The following is an 18,009-nucleotide window of genomic DNA, read 5'->3' as shown; positions in this document are numbered from 1 at the left end:
GATGACCGGCGATCAGATTGATAAGTCGTGGTTTTCACAACAGCTTAAGAGAAAAGGAAAGAGTCAGGCTGATTTGGCCCGCTTCCTGAATCTGGACCGCAGCGCGGTGACGCGAATGTTAAATGGGGATCGCAATATGAGCGTGGAGGAGCAGGATCGGATTGCTGAATATCTCGAGATTCCGGTCGGCGACGTCGCTCTTCATCGTCGGGGCGGAGTTGCCGGCTTTTCGGAAAACAACCAAACGGCCTATTCCGAACCTGCTCCGTCCGGAAGATCAGGCCCTGAGGCAGGCAATGTCAGTACAACTGAAAGTAGACATCCGATTTTCGGCTGTATGAAAGGCACGATTACCGTCATGCCCGATGTGGACTTAACCAAACCCGTTGATTTTGAATGGGGAGAAAAGCTCTACAATGAGTGACGGCTTTCTTCTCGATACATGTGCAGTGATCTGGATGTCGCAGGGTGAACCTGTTTCAGACGAGGCGGTCAGTGCCTTGAACCAGTCCTATCGGGCAGGCGATCCTGTTTGCGTTTCTGCCGTCACCGCATGGGAGATGGGTATGCTGGTTGCGAAGGGGCGCATCAGTGAGACCAAAAGTCCCCAGCGTTGGTACGACGATTTCAAAAGGGAGGCTGAAGTCATCGAGCAGCCGGTGACCGCAGATATCTTTATAGCATCCTGCTTTCTTCCTCAGCTCGTCCATAAAGACCCGATCGATCGTATTTTGATTACGACGGCGCGAGAACACGACCTGACCATCATCACGCGTGATCGCGTCATTCTGGCTTATGGCGAGGCCGGCCACGTTAAGACTTTAGCCTGTTAGAATCGGAGTTATTTGGCATGACCGTCATTCAAAATATCTCGCCCATTGACGGCTCGGTTTATGCCGAGCGGGAGGCGATGTCGCTGGAAGCGGCGCGCGCCGCCGTTTCGACCGCGCGCAGGGCGCAGAAAGACTGGGCGCGACGGCCGCTTGAGGACCGCGTTCAGCTGGTTCTCAAAGGTGTGGCGCGCCTTAACGAAATGGTGGCCGAGGTGGTGCCGGAACTCGCGCATATGATGGGCCGTCCGGTTCGTTATGGCGGTGAGTTTAGGGGATTCAACGAGCGTTCCAACTATGTCGCCTCCATTGCGGCGGACGCGCTGGCGCCGCTCGTTATCGAAGAAAGCGGCAATTTCGAACGCCGCATCGAGCGCGAGGCGCATGGCGTGGTCTTCGTCATCGCCCCCTGGAATTATCCTTACATGACCGCGATCAACACGGTTGCTCCGGCGCTGATGGCTGGCAATACGGTTGTCATCAAACATGCGGCGCAGACGCTTCTCGTCGGCGAGCGCATGGTGCGGGCCTTTGTCGAGGCTGGCGTGCCTGAGGATGTGTTCATCAATGTCTTCCTTGATCACGGCACGACCTCGACGCTCATCTCCGAAGGCCTGTTCAATTTCGTCAATTTCACCGGTTCGGTGGAAGGTGGCCGGGCCATCGAGCGCGCCGCTGCCGGCACCTTCACCGGTCTCGGGCTCGAGCTCGGCGGCAAAGACCCCGGTTATGTGATGGAGGATGCCGATCTCGACGCCGCCGTCGATACGCTGATGGACGGCGGCACTTATAATTCCGGGCAATGCTGCTGCGGTATCGAGCGCATCTACGTCAATGAAAACCTCTATGACGAATTCGTCGAGAAGTCGGTGGCGTGGGTTTCGAACTACAAGCTCGGCAATCCGCTCGAGCAGGAAACGACGCTTGGGCCGATGGCCAACAAGCGTTTCGCCAAGGTGGTGCGGGCGCAGATTGCGGACGCGGTTTCGAAGGGTGCCAAAGCGCTGGTCGATCCGAAGCTTTTCCCCGCTGACGATGGCGAGAGTGCCTATGTCGCGCCGCAGATCCTCGTCAATGTCGATCATTCCATGGAATTCATGACCGAAGAGACTTTCGGTCCTGCCATCGGCATCATGAAGGTCAAGAACGACGACGAAGCCATTGCGCTGATGAATGACAGCAAATACGGCCTCACCGCTTCGCTGTGGACGCAGGATGCGGCGCGGGCTGCCCGGATCGGCCGGGAAATCGAGACCGGAACGGTGTTCATGAACCGCGCCGATTATCTCGACCCGGCGCTTTGCTGGACCGGCGTCAAGGAAACCGGCCGTGGCGGTTCGCTCTCCGTCCTCGGTTTCCAGAATCTGACCCGCCCGAAATCCTACCATCTGAAGAAAGTCACGAAATGAATATCGTCGCCAACTGGAGTTATCCCACCGCCGTCAAGCTTGGCCGTGGCCGGATCAAGGAACTGGCGGAAGCCTGCAAAACGCTCGGCATCAGGAAGCCGCTGCTCGTCACGGATCGTGGCCTTGCCAATATGGCGATCACCGCGCATGCGCTGGATGTGCTGGAAGAGGCGGGTCTTGGCCGGGCGATCTTTGCCGATGTCGATCCGAACCCCAACGAAATCAACATGGAAGCCGGCGTCAAGGCTTACCGCGATGGCGGTCATGACGGCGTCGTCGCCTTTGGCGGCGGCTCGGGCCTCGATCTCGGCAAGATGATCGCCTTCATGGCCGGGCAGACACGTCCGGTCTGGGATTTCGAGGATATCGGTGATTGGTGGACACGCGCTGATGCGTCGAAGATCGCGCCCATCGTCGCAGTCCCGACGACGGCTGGCACCGGTTCGGAAGTCGGCCGCGCCAGCGTCATCACCAATTCGCAGACGCATGTGAAGAAGATCATCTTCCATCCCAAGCTGCTTCCCGGTGTCGTCATCTGCGATCCGGAACTGACGGTCGGCATGCCGAAGGTCATCACGGCCGGCACCGGCATGGATGCCTTCGCCCATTGCCTCGAAGCGTATTCGTCACCGTTCTTCCACCCGATGAGTGCTGGTGTCGCGCTTGAGGGCCTGCGTCTCGTCAAGGAATTCCTGCCGCGCGCCTATAAGGATGGCACGGATATCGAAGCCCGCACCAATATGATGGCGGCGGCGGCGATGGGGGCGGTTGCCTTCCAGAAGGGTCTCGGGGCCATTCATTCGCTCTCGCATCCGATCGGGGCGGTCTACAACACCCATCACGGCATGACCAATGCCGTCGTCATGCCGGCGGTGCTGCGTTTCAACCGTCCTGCCATCGAAGACAAGATCGCGCGTGCTGCCGCCTATCTCGGCATTTCCGGCGGTTTTGACGGTTTTTATGACTACGTGCTGGATCTTCGCAGGGAACTCGGCGTGCCGGAAAACCTGACCGCCATGGGCATCAAGCCTGATCGTATCGACGAGCTGGCGGCAGAAGCGATCAAGGATCCGAGCTGCGGTGGTAATCCGGTGCCGATGACGCTTGAGAATACCAAGGCGCTTTTTGAGGCTTGCTTTTAAAAGGTAGACAGAGTGACCGCGAGATTCTCACTTTTTTCGTCACTGATCGCGGTGGCGTTGTTGGGTTTGCCTGTCGTTGTGCAGGCTGCTTCTTTTAAGGAACTTTCAGGGCAGGGCTACAAAGTTGGAGCCCTCTCGAGCAACAAAGCGGGAATTCGAGGCTGGAACCTGTCTAAAGGTTCCGACCGCTATTTTTGCGAGATGCGCGCGACCATGGCCTATTCCGGAAAGAATGGCATGGTGTCCTTCACGAGTGCCGGGCGCATGATTTCGCTTGATCGCAATACCGTTGCGAAAGGGCTGGGCGGTTCGCTGGATCTGCCCAAATATGAGGATCTCAAAGCCGGCCGGCTGCGGGCGGACGATGTGGGTTCCTGCCGCAAAGTGACATAATCCACTGAACTGGAAGAAGCCCGCGTTACAAATCGCGGGCTTTTTGTTGCGCGGCAAACCGTTCTTAGCTTTTTGTTAACCCTGTTCGTTAAGATTGTGGAAAGCACCATGAAGGCGTCGGTGCGTGAATGAGCATGAAATGGCTCTGACCAACAGGGGGCATCATGTCAGTCATCACTTTTGCCAATACCAAGGGCGGGGCCGGGAAAACCACGGCCGTGCTGCTTCTGGCAACCGAACTGGCCCGCAGCGGCCATCGCGTCACGGTTCTGGATGCCGATCCGCAATTGTGGATTTCGCGCTGGCACGAATTATCAGGCGAGATCGAAAATCTCTCGGTGATTTCGCATGTGACGATTGCCTCGCTTGAGGGCCATATTCGCGAGAATAAAACAAATACCGACTGTTTCATCATCGACCTGCCGGGTGCGAAAACGCCGCTTCTGACCATGGCGCTCGGTATCTCCGATCATGTTCTGATCCCCGTTCAGGGCTCTGCCATGGATGCGCGGGGTGCTGCAGAAGTGCTCGATCACATCGAATTCCTGAACCGCAGGATGGGCAAGGAGATTGCCCATTCCATCGTGCTGACGCGGGTCAACGCCATGGTGGCGACGCGTTCGCTGCTGCTCGTCAAGATGCTGCTGGCGGAAAAGAACGTCTCCGTGCTCAATACGGCGATCGTCGAGCGGGCGGCCTATCGTGATATTTTCGACTATGGCGGCACGCTCCTCTGTCTGGACTGCAAGAAGGTCAGCAATATCGACAAGGCGGTCGAAAACGCGACGGCCTTTGCCGAGGAAGTCATCAAGCTCCTGCCGAAAAGACTTCCGAGGCGTGTTGCGCACCTAGCACGTCTCGTGACGCGCAAAGCTGCCTGACCCCACCTTGCGATTTCCGGCTGGTTGCAGCGACGTTGCCGCGGTTGGATAAAATGGGCACCCCCCCAAATTGCTGAGGAGAGGCGTCGTTATGAGGCGCTTCCCATCGCTTCCTCATGGCACGCGTTTTTCGCTTGATTTGGAAATGATCGTTTCCTATATTGCGTTCATGACCAATACGACCCAAACTCATTCCCAGGAGCAACGCCATCGCGGCCGGCCACGCGAGTTCGATCTCGATCGTGCGCTTGACGGCGCGATCCGTGTCTTTTCCCGGCGCGGCTACCACGCCACTTCGGTCGGTGATCTCACCGATGCGATGGAGCTGGCGCAGGGTAGTCTCTACAAGGCCTTCAAGGACAAGAAAGCCATCTTCATCGCTACGATGGAGCGCTACAGGATCGTGCAGACCGAGCGGTTCGAGGCGGCGGTGGCCGGCGGCGAGACTGGTTATGAACGTCTGAGAGCCGGACTGATGTTTTATGCCGAACGATCCCACGGCGGTGTGGGCTCGGACGGGTGTCTGGTGGTTGGCGCCGCTGCCGATCTGGCTGCCCTAGATGACGACATTGCCGTCGTGGTTGAGCGGGCGGTGAAGGCGAGGGAGCGGATCGTCGCCCGTATCATCACCGAAGGGCAGAAGGATGGTTCCGTGCATTCGACGGCCGACCCGGATGATCTCGCCCGGGCGATGCTGTGCATGATGTACGGCATGCGCGTAGTAGGGAAAACCGGGCGCACCCTGAAAGACATGGTGGCCGTGGTGGATATCGCCATGAAGCTTGCTGATTGATTTTGTGACTATTTAGGAAACATTTGTTTCCATATTGGAGAAAATGATGACAACGCGTGTAATTGATGGGGATGATGTTGAAGCGACATCCATTTCCCCGGCTCTGACGTTTTTGCTGGCAACAGCCTGCGGGCTGATTGCAGCCAATCTTTATTATGGCCAGCCGCTTGCCGGCATCATCGGGACGGAACTCGGTCTTTCCGCCGGCGCCACTGGCCTGATCGTGACGCTGACGCAGATCGGTTATGGTATCGGCCTGCTGTTCGTCGTGCCGCTCGGTGATCTCGTCGAAAACCGCAAGCTGGTGGTCAGTTCGGTCTCGATGGCGGTGTTGTCGCTCGTCGCTGCTGCGTTTGCGCCGCATGCGGCGCCGTTCCTGATCGCCGCCTTCCTGGTTGGCGTCAGTTCCGTGGCGGTACAGGTCATCGTTCCCTATGCTGCGCATATGGCGCCGCACGCCATTCGGGGGCGCGTGGTCGGCAATGTCATGAGCGGGCTGATGGCCGGCATCATGCTGGCGCGGCCGGTCTCCAGCCTGCTATCGGAGGTGGTTTCCTGGCGTGGCGTCTTTCTGACGTCCGCAGCGGTCATGGCGCTTCTTGCCGTGGTGCTTTTCCGACTTCTGCCCGTTCGTATGCCCGAAGCGCGGCTGAGCTACGGCGCGTTGATGGCCTCGATGGGCAGGCTTGCCTTGCATACTCCGATCCTGCGGCGGCGGGCGATCTACCACGCTTTCCTCTTTGCCGCCTTCAGCCTGTTCTGGACGACGACGCCGCTTTATCTGAGCGGGCCGCATTTCAATCTCAGCCAGGGTGAGATCGCGCTCTTCGCACTGGCGGGCGCGGCCGGCACCGTGGCCGCACCAATTGCCGGGCGGATGGCCGATCGTGGCTGGACCCGTGTGGCCACGCTCTTTGCGCTGGTGTCGGTGGCGCTCTCTTTCGCCGTCACGCATCTGGCGCCCGAAGGTTCGCATCTGGCGCTCGCCATTCTGGTCGTCGCGGCAATCGTTCTGGATTTCGGCGTCACCACCAATCTGGTACTCGGCCAACGAGCGATCTTCACGCTTGGGGCGGAATTCCGCAGCCGCCTGAACGGTATTTACATGGCGACGTTTTTCATGGGCGGTGCGATCGGTTCCGCCGTGGGTGGCTGGGCCTATGCGGTTGGCGAATGGCCAGCCGCCTCGTGGATCGGTTTCGCCTTGCCGGTAGCGGCGCTCCTGTATTTCCTGACGGAAAAGCGCGCATAAAGCCCCACAAATGAAAAAGCCCGGCGGACCATAATCCGCCGGGCTTTCTTTTTTTCTTGCCGTCGCTTTATTCGGCGAATTCGACCACAACGCCGGGGCGGACCATCTTAGCCAGTTCGGTCGCGTCCCAGTTGGTCAGGCGGATACAGCCGTGGCTGTTGGTCTTGCCGATCTTGGACGGTTCCGGCGTGCCGTGAATGCCGTAGGTCGGCTTCGACAGAGCGATCCAGACCGTGCCAACCGGGCCGTTCGGACCCGGCGGAATTTGCAGGATTTTGTCGTTCTGGCCCTGCTTGAAATTGATCTTCGGATTATAGGTGTAGCCGGGATTGAGCGCGATGCGCTCCACCGTATGCGTGCCGCTCGGCGAGGGGGTATCCGTGGAGCCGATGGTGGCGGGGTAAGCGGCGATCAGATTGCCGTCCTGACCGTAAGCGAAGACCTGTTTGATGCCCTTATGGGCAACGATGCGGGCGACCTGTCCCTTTTTCGCCTCGCCAGGATTAACGACCTTGATAATGGTGCCGGGTACGGTGAAATCGATGCCCGGGTTCAGCTCCTTCAGGTAGTTTTCATCCATGTGGAACCGTTCCGCCAGCGCTTCCGAAGTGGACGTGAAAGAGAGCGCCGGCAGCTGCGATTTCGCGGCATAATCGTCGGGAATGGAGGCGACATAGGGGCCAGCGGCATCGGCGGCGGTGATCGTATAATCCACGATCGGCATGCCGCCGGAAGCGCGCAGGCGTTCCAGAATATCATCAGAATTGTTCGGATCGAGCTTGTCGCCGGTCATGTCCTGCCAGGCGGCAATTGCCTTGTTGACGTTGTCACCCATCTTGCCGTCGATCACGCCGGGCGAAATGCCTTCGCGGTCGAGGAAGGTCTGGAGCGCGACGATTTCCTGGCGTGAACGGTTAACCGGCGTCGTGACCGGCGTGTGGCGTTCGATCAGGTGCTCCGGCTGCGGAACGGCGGCCGTGGTGCTTTCGCCCGGCATCGGCTGGCCAAGTGGCCCGCTTTCAACCGAGCCGGGGGCGGGAACGGAGCCGGTATAGACATTGTCGTCAGCGCCATCGCCGCGATATTCGCGATAATCGCGCACGCTGCCATTGTCCTGATAGCCATAGTCGCGCTGCGGCTCGCGGTACTGGCCGCCGGGGGCGGGCGGATAATAGGTGGTGTCCTGCTGCTGCCGTTGCTGATAGCCTGAGGGCATTTCGGTGGCCAGCAGATTGCCGTAGCGGTCGTAAAACACTGTGCGGCCCATCGTGTCACGGCTGATGACGATATCGCCACGCTCGGGCATGAAGTCGAGAACACGACCATCCGGCGTGACCAGCATGGTTTGCTGTTGGTCGCCATAACGCTGCTGCGCGCCAGCCTGTAGCGGGGCGAAAACCGACGCCAGCGCGACCGTCAGACCCAGAGCGGCGTTAAGAAAATGTTTCACGATTCTGCTATCCCTTGCTTCGTCACCGATAAACACACGCTAATCTTGACCCTATTGTGAAAAAGGTGAATTCGCGGTTAATGCAATCTTAATTTTCCTCACAGTTAGTAGCGTTTCCGTGATTTCTGCGTTTTTACTGCCAAGGAGGTTGTCTTGCGTTCGTTTCAGGCCGGCAGATCGCCACGCATTTTCCTCGATGAAACCTCCGTTTTCGATATCGGCGCCTGCGTCGTCAATGGAATCGATATCGCGCCCGGCCGCGCCATTCCCGATGATGGCGATGCGCGCATCGATCATTCGCTCGAAGGTTTTCTCTTCACCTGCGGCCCTGATCATATCCGCCATCCCGAGCCTATCGAGGGTGACGTTGAGGGGCGCCGGTATCCGTTGCATGGCTCCTTCTCCTCGCATCCCGCGACCATCATCGCTTTCGACGTTCATGAGACCAATGCGCTGGCGCGCGTTGAGGTTCCCGTGAAGCTTGCCGACGGTGGCACTGCACTCCTGGAGCGGACATGGCGTATCGATGGCGAAAGCGGCGAAGTCAGCCTTGATGACAGGGTCGTCAATACATCGGACCGGCCAATCCCGGTGTTCCTGATGTATCACATGAATATCGGCGCGCGCCTGTTTGACGATGCCGTGCGGCTTGAAGGCGCGATGATGGATGGTGGTGGCCACGGCTGGCGGTTTGGCGAGGAGCCGGGCAACGTTTTCTGCGTCTCCGCCGGCAAGAGCGAGTGGGCGGAATTGAAGCTGGGCCCGATCGCGGCCATCGGCGGCAAGACGCTGACCGTCGGTTTTCGCACCGAGACCTTGCCCTATCTGCAGATATGGCGGAACCAGCAGGACCCGGCCAATGTGCTTGGCATCGAACCGGTTTCGCATCGCTGGGTGGGGCGCAGGGAGCTGGAGGCGGCCGGCGAGTTCAATATTCTCCAACCGGGCGAAAGCCGTTCCTTCGGCCTGCGCTTTTCCATCCTCTGAGCCGTACCGAATGAAGATGTCCCGTCATTGACGCAGGGGTTTTGACCGCTTACATCGGATGCGGATTTCAAGGGTGACGGCCAGCGGAGGCATGAAGATGGATATCAGGCGCATAGACGACGAATATTCCGTAACGGGTCAGATCAGCGTCTCCGATCTGGATGAGGTCAAGGCACTCGGCTTCAAGTCGATCGTCTGCCACCGCCCCGACGGCGAAGAAGACGGCCAGCCGCTTTTCGCCGATATCGCTGAGCGTGCAGAGCAGCTCGGGCTCACCATCATGCATGTGCCTGTCGGTCGTTACGGCGTCGACGCCGATGCCGTTACCGGCATGGTGGATGCGCTTGATGAGTTGCAGCGCCCGATGCTCGGTTATTGCCGTTCCGGTGCGCGCTCGACGGCAATCTACGAAAAGACCCATCACCTGCGCGGCTGATTTTCCGCGCATCTTTGAATTTTAATGCCAATCAACAGGAGTTTTCCATGACCATCAAGCGTATCGAGCCGGGCAAGCGCATGAGCGGCGCCGTCGTTCACGGCAACACCGTTTATTTGGCCGGCCAGGTTGGCGAAGGCACTGGTGTGACGGAACAGAGCAAGTCGGCTCTCGCTGAAGTCGACCGCCTGCTGGCCGCTGCCGGTTCCGACAAGTCGAAGATCCTGCAGACCATCATCTACCTCTCCGACATGTCCACCTTCGGCGAAATGAACGCCGTCTGGGAAGGCTGGATCGACCCGGCAAACCCGCCAGCCCGCGCCACCAGCGAAGCAGCGCTGGCAACGCCGGACTACAAGGTTGAGTTTATCGTAACTGCCGCTCTCTGAGCGACGGTTTGATCTATGGGAAGGCCGGGTCGTGGAAGCGGCCCGGCCTTTTTTGATGGGATAATCAAAACATTCGTTTCGTCATCCTCGGGCTTGTCCCGAGAATCCAATCACCTATCGCAAATTGATAGGTAGCAGATGCTCGGGACAGGCCCGAGTATGACGGAGGAGAGCGATTGTCTCAGGGTTGTGAATCGCTTGAGCCCTTCACTTCAAAAGCTGAGCGAGCGCCTTCTCAAACTGCTTCAAGGTTTCTACCCGCTCCGCAAACCAGAGCCGCGCCAGATCGCTGGCCGAAGCGAGATCGATGCCGTCAGGATCGATGGATGTGATTTTCCAGCGTCCGGTTTTGGCACCAGCGAGAACTGCGAGCCGCGACGCCTCGCCCTTGATGGCGTTGAGGCGGGTCGCTTCGCTTTCAGCCGCCGCCATCAGTTCCTCCGCACCTGAGAGATCGGTGCGCAGGTCGGCCGGGGTGATGTTGCTGGCATTGCGGGCCGGGCCGCCATTGATCTGCACGCCTTCCGTCCGCAGCCGGTAAAGCCTTGTGTCGGGAAGGGAGAGATAAAGTTTCGCTTTGGGGTAGCGGGCAATGTAGCGCGCGATGGCGAGCGGCACTTCATCCGGGCCGATTCGGTCAGCCCTGCCCACCAGTGTCAGGCGCGGCAGCGTCAGCGCGTCACCCTTGCCGAAGGGAGCGAGTGTCACCGAGATGCGCGCGTCCGTCTCCATGTTACGGGCGTGCAGCGTCAGCCCCGCTGCAAAGAAGAACGGCGTGCCATCAGGCTCGATGCCGATATTGGTGGCGGTTGTATAGGGATAACCGCTGACGGGATCGAGGGTCGCAAGTGCTGCCGTGCGGGAAGTGTGCAGCACATCCCGGGCCACGCGCACAGCCTCGAAAGGCGCACCGGCGGAGGGTTCGATCTTTGTACCTCGTGGGGTGATGACGGGAGGGGCAACGTCCAGCATGTCTTATCCTGAGTTAGTGGATGCTGAGAGAAGCGTAAAACCTCTCCACGTCATGCTCGGGCCTGTCCCGAGCATTTGCAACCGATCGATTTAACGCGACGTGGTTGGATCCTCGGGACAAGCCCGAGGATGACGTGCAGCGAGCGTCAGGATTTACACCATGCCGGAGGCATGTCCATGCGTCATGTCAGCTTTTTGTCCTGATCTGCGTCAGCGTGCGCGTCGGCGTGATCGCTTCCGGGTCCAGCTTCACCTCGATGATGCCAGGCTTGCCGCTTGCACGCGCCCGCTCGAAGGCGGCGGCGAAGTCTTGCGTTCTTTCCACCGTTTCGCCATGGCCGCCATAGGCCTTGGCAAAAGCGTTGAAATCCGGATTGACGAGATCGGTGCCGCTGACACGGCCGGGGTATTCCCGCTCCTGATGCATGCGAATGGTGCCATAGGTGCCATTGTTAACAAGCACGGTGATGATCGGCAGGCCATAACGCACGGCAGTGATGAATTCCTGTCCGTGCATCATGAAACAGCCGTCACCGGCAAAGCAGATCACCTCACGCTCCGGGAACAGATGCTTGGCGGCGACAGCCGCCGGCAGGCCGTAACCCATGGAACCGGAGGTCGGGGCCGATTGCGTGTTGTAGCGGCGGAAGCGGTGGAAGCGGTGCAGCCAGGTGGCATAATTGCCGGCGCCATTGGTGAAGATGGCGTCGTCGGCCACATTGGCCTCGATCCAGTCCATGATCGGCCCCATCTGCACCGTGCCGGGGCCGGTCTGCGGCGGCGTCGACCAGGCGAGGTAAGCCGCGTGCATGGCGGCGGTGCGTTCCGCCCAGGCGGCGCTGCCGGAAAGGGTGAGCGAGGAGAGGACGGCGACGAAATCATCCGGCGCAGCACAGATCGCCAGATCGGGGCGATAGACGCGGCCGAGCTCTTCGGCTTCGGGATAAATATGGATCAGCTTCTGCGACGGGTAGGGGATGTCGATGAGCGTATAACCGGAGGACGGCATTTCCGAGAGGCGACCGCCGAGCAGCACCACCAGATCGGATTCCTTGATCTCCTTCGCTAAGGCCGGGTTGATGCCGATGCCGACATCTCCGGCATAAGAGGGGCTCAGATGATCGAACAGCATCTGGCGGCGGAAGGAACAGCCGACGGGCAGCTTGTGGTTTTCGGCAAATGCCCGGAAGGTTGCCACGCTTTCTTCGGACCAGCGTGTACCGCCGATAATGAAAATCGGCCGTTTCGCCTCGCCCAGCATTTTTGCGAAGGCCGTCATCTGCGAAGGGCCGGGATGCGCCTCCACCGGCATATAGGGCTTTGCCTCGGGCGCTTCGACCTCCTCCACCAGCATGTCTTCGGGCAGCGTCAGAACCACCGGGCCGGGGCGGCCGGAGGTGGCAACGGCGAAGGCACGGGTGACGAATTCGGGGATGCGGCGGGCATCGTCGATCTCGCCCACCCATTTGGCGAATTCGGTGAAGGCGCGGCGGTATTCGACTTCCTGAAACGCCTCGCGCTCGCGGGCTTCGCGCTGTACCTGGCCGATGAAGAGGATCATCGGAATGGAATCCTGTCTCGCAATGTGCAGGCCGGCCGATGCGTTGGTGGCGCCCGGTCCGCGCGTCACCATGCAGATGCCTGGTTCGCCCGTCAGGCGGCCCCAGGTGTCAGCCATCATGGCGGCGCCGCCTTCCTGGCGGCAGACGACGGTTTCGATGCCGCTTTCATAAAGTGCATCCAGCACCGCCAGGTAGCTTTCGCCCGGAACGCAGGAAACGCGCGAGACGCCATTGGCCTTCAGCGCTTCGACGATCAGTTGGCCACCAGTTCTTTTCATTCCTGCCTTCATGGCGTCGCGGTCCTTTCGATAGTTTCCAGTTCGGCCAGCACCTGCGCCTGATGTTCGCCGAGCTTCGGGCTCGGGCGCTCATAACGCAGCGGCGTCTGTGACATGATAATCGGTGTCCGCACACCGGGGATGACGGTGCCGTCTTCCGCCTCCAGATCGACGCGCAGGCCACGTGCCTGAACCTGCGGATCGGCGAACATTTCCTCGATGGAGTTGATCGGCCCGGCCGGCACGGCGTTCGTTTCGCAAGCAGTCAGAAGATCGCGCTTGTTCCATTTCAGCGTTTCGGTGGAAATGATCTGCCGCACTTCGACCTTATGCGCCACGCGGGCCTTGTTTGTCGCATAACGTTCGTCATCGGCAATCGCGCCAATGCCGAGAATGTTGCAGAGGCGGCGGAACTGGCCGTCATTGCCGACCGCGAGGATCAGGAAACCATCGGCCGTCGGCACTACCTCATAGGGGGAAATATTCGGGTGGGCGTTACCGAGCCGGATGGGCGGGCGGCCGGAGATCAGGTAATTCATGTTCTGGTTGGCGAGCACGGCCGATTGCACATCGAGAAGCGCCATGTCGATGTGCTGCCCCTCGCCTGATCGCATGGCGTGGATGAGGGCGGCCTGAATGGCTGACACGGAATAGATGCCGGTGAAGATATCGGCGACCGCCACGCCGGCCTTCATCGGCTGGCCGTCCGGTTCGCCCGTAATCGACATGAAACCGGACATGCCCTGCACGATATAGTCGTATCCGGCAAAATCGGCATAAGGTCCGGTCTGGCCGAAGCCGGTGATGGAGCAATAGATCAGCTTCGGATTGAGCACCCTCAGGCTCTCGTAATCGAGGCCATATTTGGCAAGCCCGTCGCGCTTGAAGTTTTCGATAACGACATCGGCAGTGCGGACCAGCCGGCGCACCAGCGCACAGCCTTCGGGCGTTTTCAGATCGGCGACGATGGAGCGTTTGCCACGATTGGTGGCGTGGTAATAGGCGGCAGACAGGTTTTCGCCATCGGCGCTTTCGACGAAGGGTGGCCCCCATGCCCGGGTATCGTCGCCACCTTCGGGGTTTTCGACCTTGATGACGTCAGCGCCCATATCGGCCAGCATCTGCCCCGCCCAGGGACCAGCCAGAACACGCGCCAGCTCAATGACGCGGATGCCTGAGAGCGGCGGTTTCCTGTTCGGCATGTCGGTCATCTGTCCCCCGGGATTTTCTGCTTGCCGGTTTATAGACCGCTGCTTGCCGCGCCGCATGTGATTTTATCTCATGGACTTATTCCGTTTCGGCAAAGACGCCCTCAGTCTTTGACGACCCGGCGCACCAGGCGGCGAAATCCGCCGCTACGGCCTGCCAGCCGATCTCGTTCAGCGTCTCGTGCCGCATTCCCTTGTAGATCGTGTGTTCGACATGACTGAAGCCCGCGTGGCGAAAACGTTCGGCCAGCCACACGATCTCCCTGCCATCATTGGTGGCTGCATCCTGATCGCCGCTGACGAGGAGAAGCGGCAAGGTCTTTGGTAGGCGCTCGATGAGTTTTGGCGCGCGATAGGACAGGTCGAAAACATCCTGCCAGAGCGAAACGCTGGCCTCGAACTGGCAGAGCGGGTCTTCCACATAGGCATCCACGGCCGCCTTGTCGTGGCTCAGCCAGTCGGCATGGGTGCGTTTTTCCGGCATTTTTGCATTCCAGGCGCGGAAGGTCGCCTTCGGCAGGATGGCGCTCGGCACGTCCGATCCCTTCAGCATCTTTTCAAGCCGGAGCACGACCTGTGCGATGCGGCCCATGACGCCGGGATTGAGATTGGAATTCCAGATCGACAGACCATCGAAGGCATCCGGGTGGTTGACGGCGGCGTTGAGTGCCACGAGGCCGCCCATGGAGTGGCCGAACAGAATGACCGGCAGGCCGGGATGTCTTTCACCGACCATGACGCGTATCGCCATGACATCGGAAACGACCTTTTCCGCGCCGTCCTTCCAGGCGAAGCGGCCGAGAGGCGCATCCGCCGCTTTGGTGCGGCCGTGGCCGCGATGATCATGGGCATAGACCTCGAAACCCTGTTTCGCCATGACATCGGCAAAACGGCGGTAGCGGCCGGCGTGCTCGACAAGGCCGTGGCAGATCATCAGCACGCCACGGGCGGGGGATAGAGCGGAAGGTTGATGACGGAAGGCGATCGATGCGCCGGAAGGGGCTTCCAGCCTCTGGATCTGGCTGAACGCGAAGTTATCGGTCGGCTCATTCATCATCGCACCCATCGCCTCATCACGCAGCCTGTCATAATCATGGGGTCATAATCGTGCCAGAGGTTGCCCCAAGGTCCTATTTACCCTACATAGCGGCAAATTTCCCGATACGTACTCTTAAAAATCCGATGTGGAGCATTCGCTACAATGGCACGTCAATTCATCTATCACATGGCTGGGCTGAACAAGTCCTATGGCGCGAAGAAGGTTCTGGAGAACGTCCATCTCTCCTTCTACCCCGATGCCAAGATCGGTATCCTCGGCCCGAACGGCGCCGGTAAGTCGACCGTTCTCAAAATCATGGCTGGCCTCGACAAGGAATATACCGGTGAAGCCTGGCTCGCCGAGGGTGCGACGCTCGGTTATCTCGAGCAGGAGCCGAAGCTCGACGAGAACAAGACCGTGATGGAAAACGTCATGGAAGGCGTGGCGAGCAAGACGGCGATCGTCGACCGCTACAACGAATTGATGATGAACTATTCCGACGAAACGGCGGATGAGGGCGCAAAGCTCCAGGACATGATCGACAGCCAGAACCTGTGGGATCTGGAAAATCAGGTCGAAATGGCCATGGATGCGCTGCGTTGCCCGCCCGGCGACTCTGCCGTAACCGGCCTTTCGGGTGGTGAGCGCCGCCGTGTGGCGCTTTGCAAGCTCTTGCTTTCGCAGCCTGACCTGCTGCTGCTTGACGAACCGACCAACCATCTGGACGCCGAAACCATCGCCTGGCTCGAAAAGCACCTGCGCGACTATCCCGGCGCCGTGATGATGATCACCCACGACCGCTACTTCCTCGACAACGTCACCGGCTGGATTCTCGAACTCGACCGTGGCCGCGGCATTCCCTACGAAGGCAACTACTCCGCCTATCTGCAGGCAAAAGCCAAGCGCATGCAGCAGGAAGCCCGTGAAGACGCCTCGCGCCAGAAGGCGATCAGCCGCGAGCAGGAATGGATCGCTTCCAGCCCCAAGGCTCGCCAGACGAAGTCCAAGGCGCGTATCCGCGCTTATGACGAGCTGGTGGAAGCCGCTGAAAACCGTCGTCCCGGCGACGCGCAGATCGTCATTCCGGTCGCCGAGCGTCTGGGCCGTGTCGTTATCGAAGCGGAAAACCTCACCAAGTCCTATGGCGATCGGGTTCTCATCGAAAACCTGACCTTCAAGCTGCCTCCGGGCGGCATTGTCGGTGTCATCGGCCCGAACGGTGCAGGTAAGACCACACTGTTTCGCATGATCACCGGTCAGGAACAGCCAGATAGCGGTTCGGTGACCGTTGGCGAGACCGTGCACCTCGGATACGTCGACCAGAGCCGCGATACGCTGGCCGGTGACAAAACCGTCTGGGAGGAAATCTCCGGCGGCAACGACATCATCAAGCTCGGCAAGTTCGAAGTGAACTCGCGCGCCTATTGCGGCGCCTTCAACTTCAAGGGCGGCGATCAGCAGCAGAAGGTCGGCAATCTCTCGGGTGGTCAGCGCAACCGCGTGCACCTTGCCAAGATGCTGAAGGCCGGCGGCAACGTGCTACTGCTCGACGAACCGACCAACGACCTTGACACCGAAACGCTGGCAGCCCTTGAAGAAGCGCTGGAAGCCTTCGCGGGTTGCGCCGTTATCATCAGCCACGACCGCATGTTCCTTGACCGTCTGGCCACCCACATCCTCGCTTTCGAGGGTGACAGCCATGTGGAATGGTTCGAAGGCAACTTCGAAGATTACGAAAAGGACAAGGTCCGCCGTCTCGGCCCGGAAAGCATCAAGCCCGGCCGGGTGAGTTACAAGCGCCTGACGCGCTGATCCTCTTGTCGAATCTCTTCGGAAAGGCCCGCCGCAAAGCGGGCCTTTTCTCGTGCAATAATTCGACTTGAAGACGGCGCATGACACTTTGCGCTTGCATCGAACGCGACATCGACATAAAGATATCTTTATATCTTGATTAGTTTGCGAGGCGCAGCAAATTGGCGTTCGGTTTGGACAAATTGGTGGATCTTCTGAAGGCGGCGGGCGAGCCGACGCGCTTCCGTTTGCTGGCGCTTCTGTCCGCCGGGGATCTGACCGTCACTGACCTTACCGAAATTCTCGGCCAGTCGCAGCCGCGCATCTCCCGTCACCTCAAGCTTTTGACGGAAGAGGGGCTGATAGAGCGTTATCAGGAAGGCGCCTGGGCCTATTTCCGGCTTCGGCAGGATGGCGAGCCCGCCGTTGTCGTCAGGCAACTGCTTGGCGCCGCATCGCCGTCTGACGCCGTTCTCCAGCGTGACAGCGAACGTCTTGCCACCGTCAAGCGGGTGCGGGCGGAGCGGGCGCAGGATTATTTCAGCCGCAATGCATCCGCCTGGGACGAGCTGCGCCGCCTGCATGTCAGCGACGAGGCCGTGGAAGGCGCGCTGTTGAAGCTGGTGGGCACAACGCCGATCGATTCGCTTCTTGATCTCGGCACCGGCACCGGCCGCATCCTCCAGCTTCTGAGCGGCATCTACCGCCGTGCGATCGGCGTGGACGCCAGCCGCGACATGCTCTCGGTCGCACGCGCCAATCTCGACAAGGCGGGTGTGGGAAATGCATCCGTGCGCCATGGCGATATTCTCAACCTGCCGCTCGAAGGGCAGGATTTCGATCTGATCGTCATCCATCAGGTCCTGCATTTTCTCGACCAGCCGGAAATTGCGCTCTCCGAAGCCGCGCGCATGCTGCGTCCGGGCGGGCGGTTGATCGTCATCGATCTTGCGCCGCATTCCTTCGAATATCTGCGTGATGAACATGCGCATGTGCGGCTCGGCTTCTCGCATCCGCTGATGGAAGAATGGATGAAAAAGGCCGGGCTTTCGCTGGAGCGCGCTGTCGATCTTCATTCTGAAAAAGCGTCCGACGAGGCTCTGGACGTGACGATATGGGTTGCCCGCGACCAGCGGCTGCTGATGGCAGACGATGTGGTGCAAGAGGCGGTTTTACTTCGCTCCGGGAGGGCATGAT

Annotated in this window: 18 protein-coding genes; 13 read left to right on the top strand and 5 right to left on the bottom strand. The window is 59.7% G+C overall.

The window, feature by feature from the left end; translation table 11 throughout:
- Position 1 precedes the first annotated feature (1 nt).
- The 8 genes from ATU_RS10455 to ATU_RS10420 all read left to right on the top strand — a co-directional run bounded on the left by ATU_RS10455 (position 2) and on the right by ATU_RS10420 (position 6,700).
- The gene (locus ATU_RS10455) at positions 2 to 424 is read left to right on the top strand and encodes a helix-turn-helix domain-containing protein (protein ID WP_010972089.1); all 423 of its coding nucleotides are present in this window, start codon (positions 2 to 4) and stop codon (positions 422 to 424) included.
- Positions 417 to 833: a type II toxin-antitoxin system VapC family toxin gene (locus ATU_RS10450; RefSeq protein ID WP_035255975.1), complete on the top strand. Its 417-nt coding sequence runs from the start codon at positions 417 to 419 to the stop codon at positions 831 to 833. Before ATU_RS10455 ends, ATU_RS10450 begins: the two co-directional genes overlap by 8 nt.
- A gap of 17 nt (positions 834 to 850) precedes the next feature.
- Positions 851 to 2,239, top strand: a complete 1,389-nt coding sequence (locus tag ATU_RS10445) for an aldehyde dehydrogenase family protein (RefSeq protein ID WP_010972087.1) — start codon at positions 851 to 853, stop codon at positions 2,237 to 2,239.
- Entirely contained in the window at positions 2,236 to 3,381 is a 1,146-nt protein-coding gene (locus tag ATU_RS10440) for an iron-containing alcohol dehydrogenase (RefSeq protein WP_010972086.1), read from the top strand. The genes ATU_RS10445 and ATU_RS10440 overlap by 4 nt, the downstream gene beginning before the upstream one ends.
- Positions 3,382 to 3,393: 12 nt before the next feature.
- Positions 3,394 to 3,774 (top strand): hypothetical protein, encoded by a 381-nt coding sequence (locus ATU_RS10435; protein ID WP_010972085.1) that lies wholly within the window; start codon positions 3,394 to 3,396, stop codon positions 3,772 to 3,774.
- A gap of 164 nt (positions 3,775 to 3,938) precedes the next feature.
- Positions 3,939 to 4,655, top strand: a complete 717-nt coding sequence (locus ATU_RS10430) for a ParA family protein (RefSeq protein WP_010972084.1) — start codon at positions 3,939 to 3,941, stop codon at positions 4,653 to 4,655.
- Positions 4,656 to 4,800: 145 nt separating this feature from the next.
- The gene (locus tag ATU_RS10425; protein WP_035256013.1) at positions 4,801 to 5,448 is read left to right on the top strand and encodes a TetR/AcrR family transcriptional regulator; all 648 of its coding nucleotides are present in this window, start codon (positions 4,801 to 4,803) and stop codon (positions 5,446 to 5,448) included.
- 46 nt (positions 5,449 to 5,494) lie between these two features.
- Entirely contained in the window at positions 5,495 to 6,700 is a 1,206-nt protein-coding gene (locus ATU_RS10420) for an MFS transporter (protein ID WP_035255979.1), read from the top strand.
- Between the two features lie 67 nt (positions 6,701 to 6,767).
- Here the strand turns inward: ATU_RS10420 and ATU_RS10415 are convergent, their stop codons facing one another.
- Positions 6,768 to 8,150, bottom strand: coding sequence for a L,D-transpeptidase family protein (locus ATU_RS10415; protein ID WP_010972081.1), 1,383 nt, complete (start codon positions 8,148 to 8,150; stop codon positions 6,768 to 6,770).
- Between the two features lie 153 nt (positions 8,151 to 8,303).
- Here ATU_RS10415 and ATU_RS10410 point away from each other — a divergent pair, with 153 nt between their 5' ends.
- From ATU_RS10410 to ATU_RS10400, 3 genes are all read left to right on the top strand, one after another.
- Positions 8,304 to 9,137: an aldose 1-epimerase family protein gene (locus tag ATU_RS10410; protein ID WP_010972080.1), complete on the top strand. Its 834-nt coding sequence runs from the start codon at positions 8,304 to 8,306 to the stop codon at positions 9,135 to 9,137.
- 97 nt (positions 9,138 to 9,234) lie between these two features.
- Positions 9,235 to 9,573 (top strand): protein tyrosine phosphatase family protein, encoded by a 339-nt coding sequence (locus ATU_RS10405; RefSeq protein WP_010972079.1) that lies wholly within the window; start codon positions 9,235 to 9,237, stop codon positions 9,571 to 9,573.
- A 47-nt stretch (positions 9,574 to 9,620) separates the two neighbouring features.
- Positions 9,621 to 9,962 carry a RidA family protein gene (locus ATU_RS10400; protein ID WP_006310481.1) on the top strand — a complete coding sequence of 114 codons (342 nt, stop codon included), beginning with the start codon at positions 9,621 to 9,623 and terminating at the stop codon, positions 9,960 to 9,962.
- 207 nt (positions 9,963 to 10,169) lie between these two features.
- Here the strand turns inward: ATU_RS10400 and ATU_RS10395 are convergent, their stop codons facing one another.
- The 4 genes from ATU_RS10395 to ATU_RS10380 form a co-directional block, all read right to left on the bottom strand.
- Positions 10,170 to 10,934, bottom strand: coding sequence for a HugZ family pyridoxamine 5'-phosphate oxidase (locus ATU_RS10395; RefSeq protein ID WP_010972078.1), 765 nt, complete (start codon positions 10,932 to 10,934; stop codon positions 10,170 to 10,172).
- Between the two features lie 187 nt (positions 10,935 to 11,121).
- Positions 11,122 to 12,774 (bottom strand): thiamine pyrophosphate-binding protein, encoded by a 1,653-nt coding sequence (locus tag ATU_RS10390; RefSeq protein WP_010972077.1) that lies wholly within the window; start codon positions 12,772 to 12,774, stop codon positions 11,122 to 11,124.
- Positions 12,775 to 12,782: 8 nt separating this feature from the next.
- Positions 12,783 to 13,985, bottom strand: coding sequence for a succinate--glutarate CoA-transferase (caiB, locus tag ATU_RS10385; protein WP_010972076.1), 1,203 nt, complete (start codon positions 13,983 to 13,985; stop codon positions 12,783 to 12,785).
- Positions 13,986 to 14,061: 76 nt separating this feature from the next.
- Positions 14,062 to 15,036 (bottom strand): alpha/beta hydrolase, encoded by a 975-nt coding sequence (locus ATU_RS10380; protein ID WP_046033583.1) that lies wholly within the window; start codon positions 15,034 to 15,036, stop codon positions 14,062 to 14,064.
- A 147-nt stretch (positions 15,037 to 15,183) separates the two neighbouring features.
- Here ATU_RS10380 and ettA point away from each other — a divergent pair, with 147 nt between their 5' ends.
- Complete coding sequence (ettA, locus tag ATU_RS10375) at positions 15,184 to 16,833, top strand: energy-dependent translational throttle protein EttA (protein WP_006310476.1); 1,650 nt, start codon at positions 15,184 to 15,186, stop codon at positions 16,831 to 16,833.
- A 161-nt stretch (positions 16,834 to 16,994) separates the two neighbouring features.
- Positions 16,995 to 18,008, top strand: coding sequence for an ArsR/SmtB family transcription factor (locus ATU_RS10370; protein ID WP_006310475.1), 1,014 nt, complete (start codon positions 16,995 to 16,997; stop codon positions 18,006 to 18,008).
- The last annotated feature ends 1 nt before the right edge of the window (position 18,009 follow it).

It is taken from the genome of Agrobacterium fabrum str. C58 (genome assembly GCF_000092025.1).
Taxonomy (GTDB): Bacteria; Pseudomonadota; Alphaproteobacteria; order Rhizobiales; family Rhizobiaceae; genus Agrobacterium; species Agrobacterium fabrum.
Note: the sequence above shows the minus strand (reverse complement) of the source record. Positions and strands in the feature narration are given on the sequence as shown.

What these genes read in the sequence shown, in the direction of transcription:
- ATU_RS10445 (WP_010972087.1), top strand. Translation starts at nt 851, where the DNA reads ATGACCGTCATTCAAAATATCTCGCCCATTGACGGCTCGGTTTATGCC.
- ATU_RS10405 (WP_010972079.1), top strand. Translation starts at nt 9,235, where the DNA reads ATGGATATCAGGCGCATAGACGACGAATATTCCGTAACGGGTCAGATC.
- caiB (WP_010972076.1), bottom strand. Translation starts at nt 13,985, where the DNA reads ATGACCGACATGCCGAACAGGAAACCGCCGCTCTCAGGCATCCGCGTC.
- ATU_RS10400 (WP_006310481.1), top strand. Translation starts at nt 9,621, where the DNA reads ATGACCATCAAGCGTATCGAGCCGGGCAAGCGCATGAGCGGCGCCGTC.
- ATU_RS10390 (WP_010972077.1), bottom strand. Translation starts at nt 12,774, where the DNA reads ATGAAAAGAACTGGTGGCCAACTGATCGTCGAAGCGCTGAAGGCCAAT.
- ATU_RS10440 (WP_010972086.1), top strand. Translation starts at nt 2,236, where the DNA reads ATGAATATCGTCGCCAACTGGAGTTATCCCACCGCCGTCAAGCTTGGC.
- ettA (WP_006310476.1), top strand. Translation starts at nt 15,184, where the DNA reads ATGGCACGTCAATTCATCTATCACATGGCTGGGCTGAACAAGTCCTAT.
- ATU_RS10430 (WP_010972084.1), top strand. Translation starts at nt 3,939, where the DNA reads ATGTCAGTCATCACTTTTGCCAATACCAAGGGCGGGGCCGGGAAAACC.
- ATU_RS10420 (WP_035255979.1), top strand. Translation starts at nt 5,495, where the DNA reads ATGACAACGCGTGTAATTGATGGGGATGATGTTGAAGCGACATCCATT.
- ATU_RS10425 (WP_035256013.1), top strand. Translation starts at nt 4,801, where the DNA reads ATGATCGTTTCCTATATTGCGTTCATGACCAATACGACCCAAACTCAT.
- ATU_RS10380 (WP_046033583.1), bottom strand. Translation starts at nt 15,036, where the DNA reads ATGAATGAGCCGACCGATAACTTCGCGTTCAGCCAGATCCAGAGGCTG.
- ATU_RS10450 (WP_035255975.1), top strand. Translation starts at nt 417, where the DNA reads ATGAGTGACGGCTTTCTTCTCGATACATGTGCAGTGATCTGGATGTCG.
- ATU_RS10455 (WP_010972089.1), top strand. Translation starts at nt 2, where the DNA reads ATGACCGGCGATCAGATTGATAAGTCGTGGTTTTCACAACAGCTTAAG.
- ATU_RS10395 (WP_010972078.1), bottom strand. Translation starts at nt 10,934, where the DNA reads ATGCTGGACGTTGCCCCTCCCGTCATCACCCCACGAGGTACAAAGATC.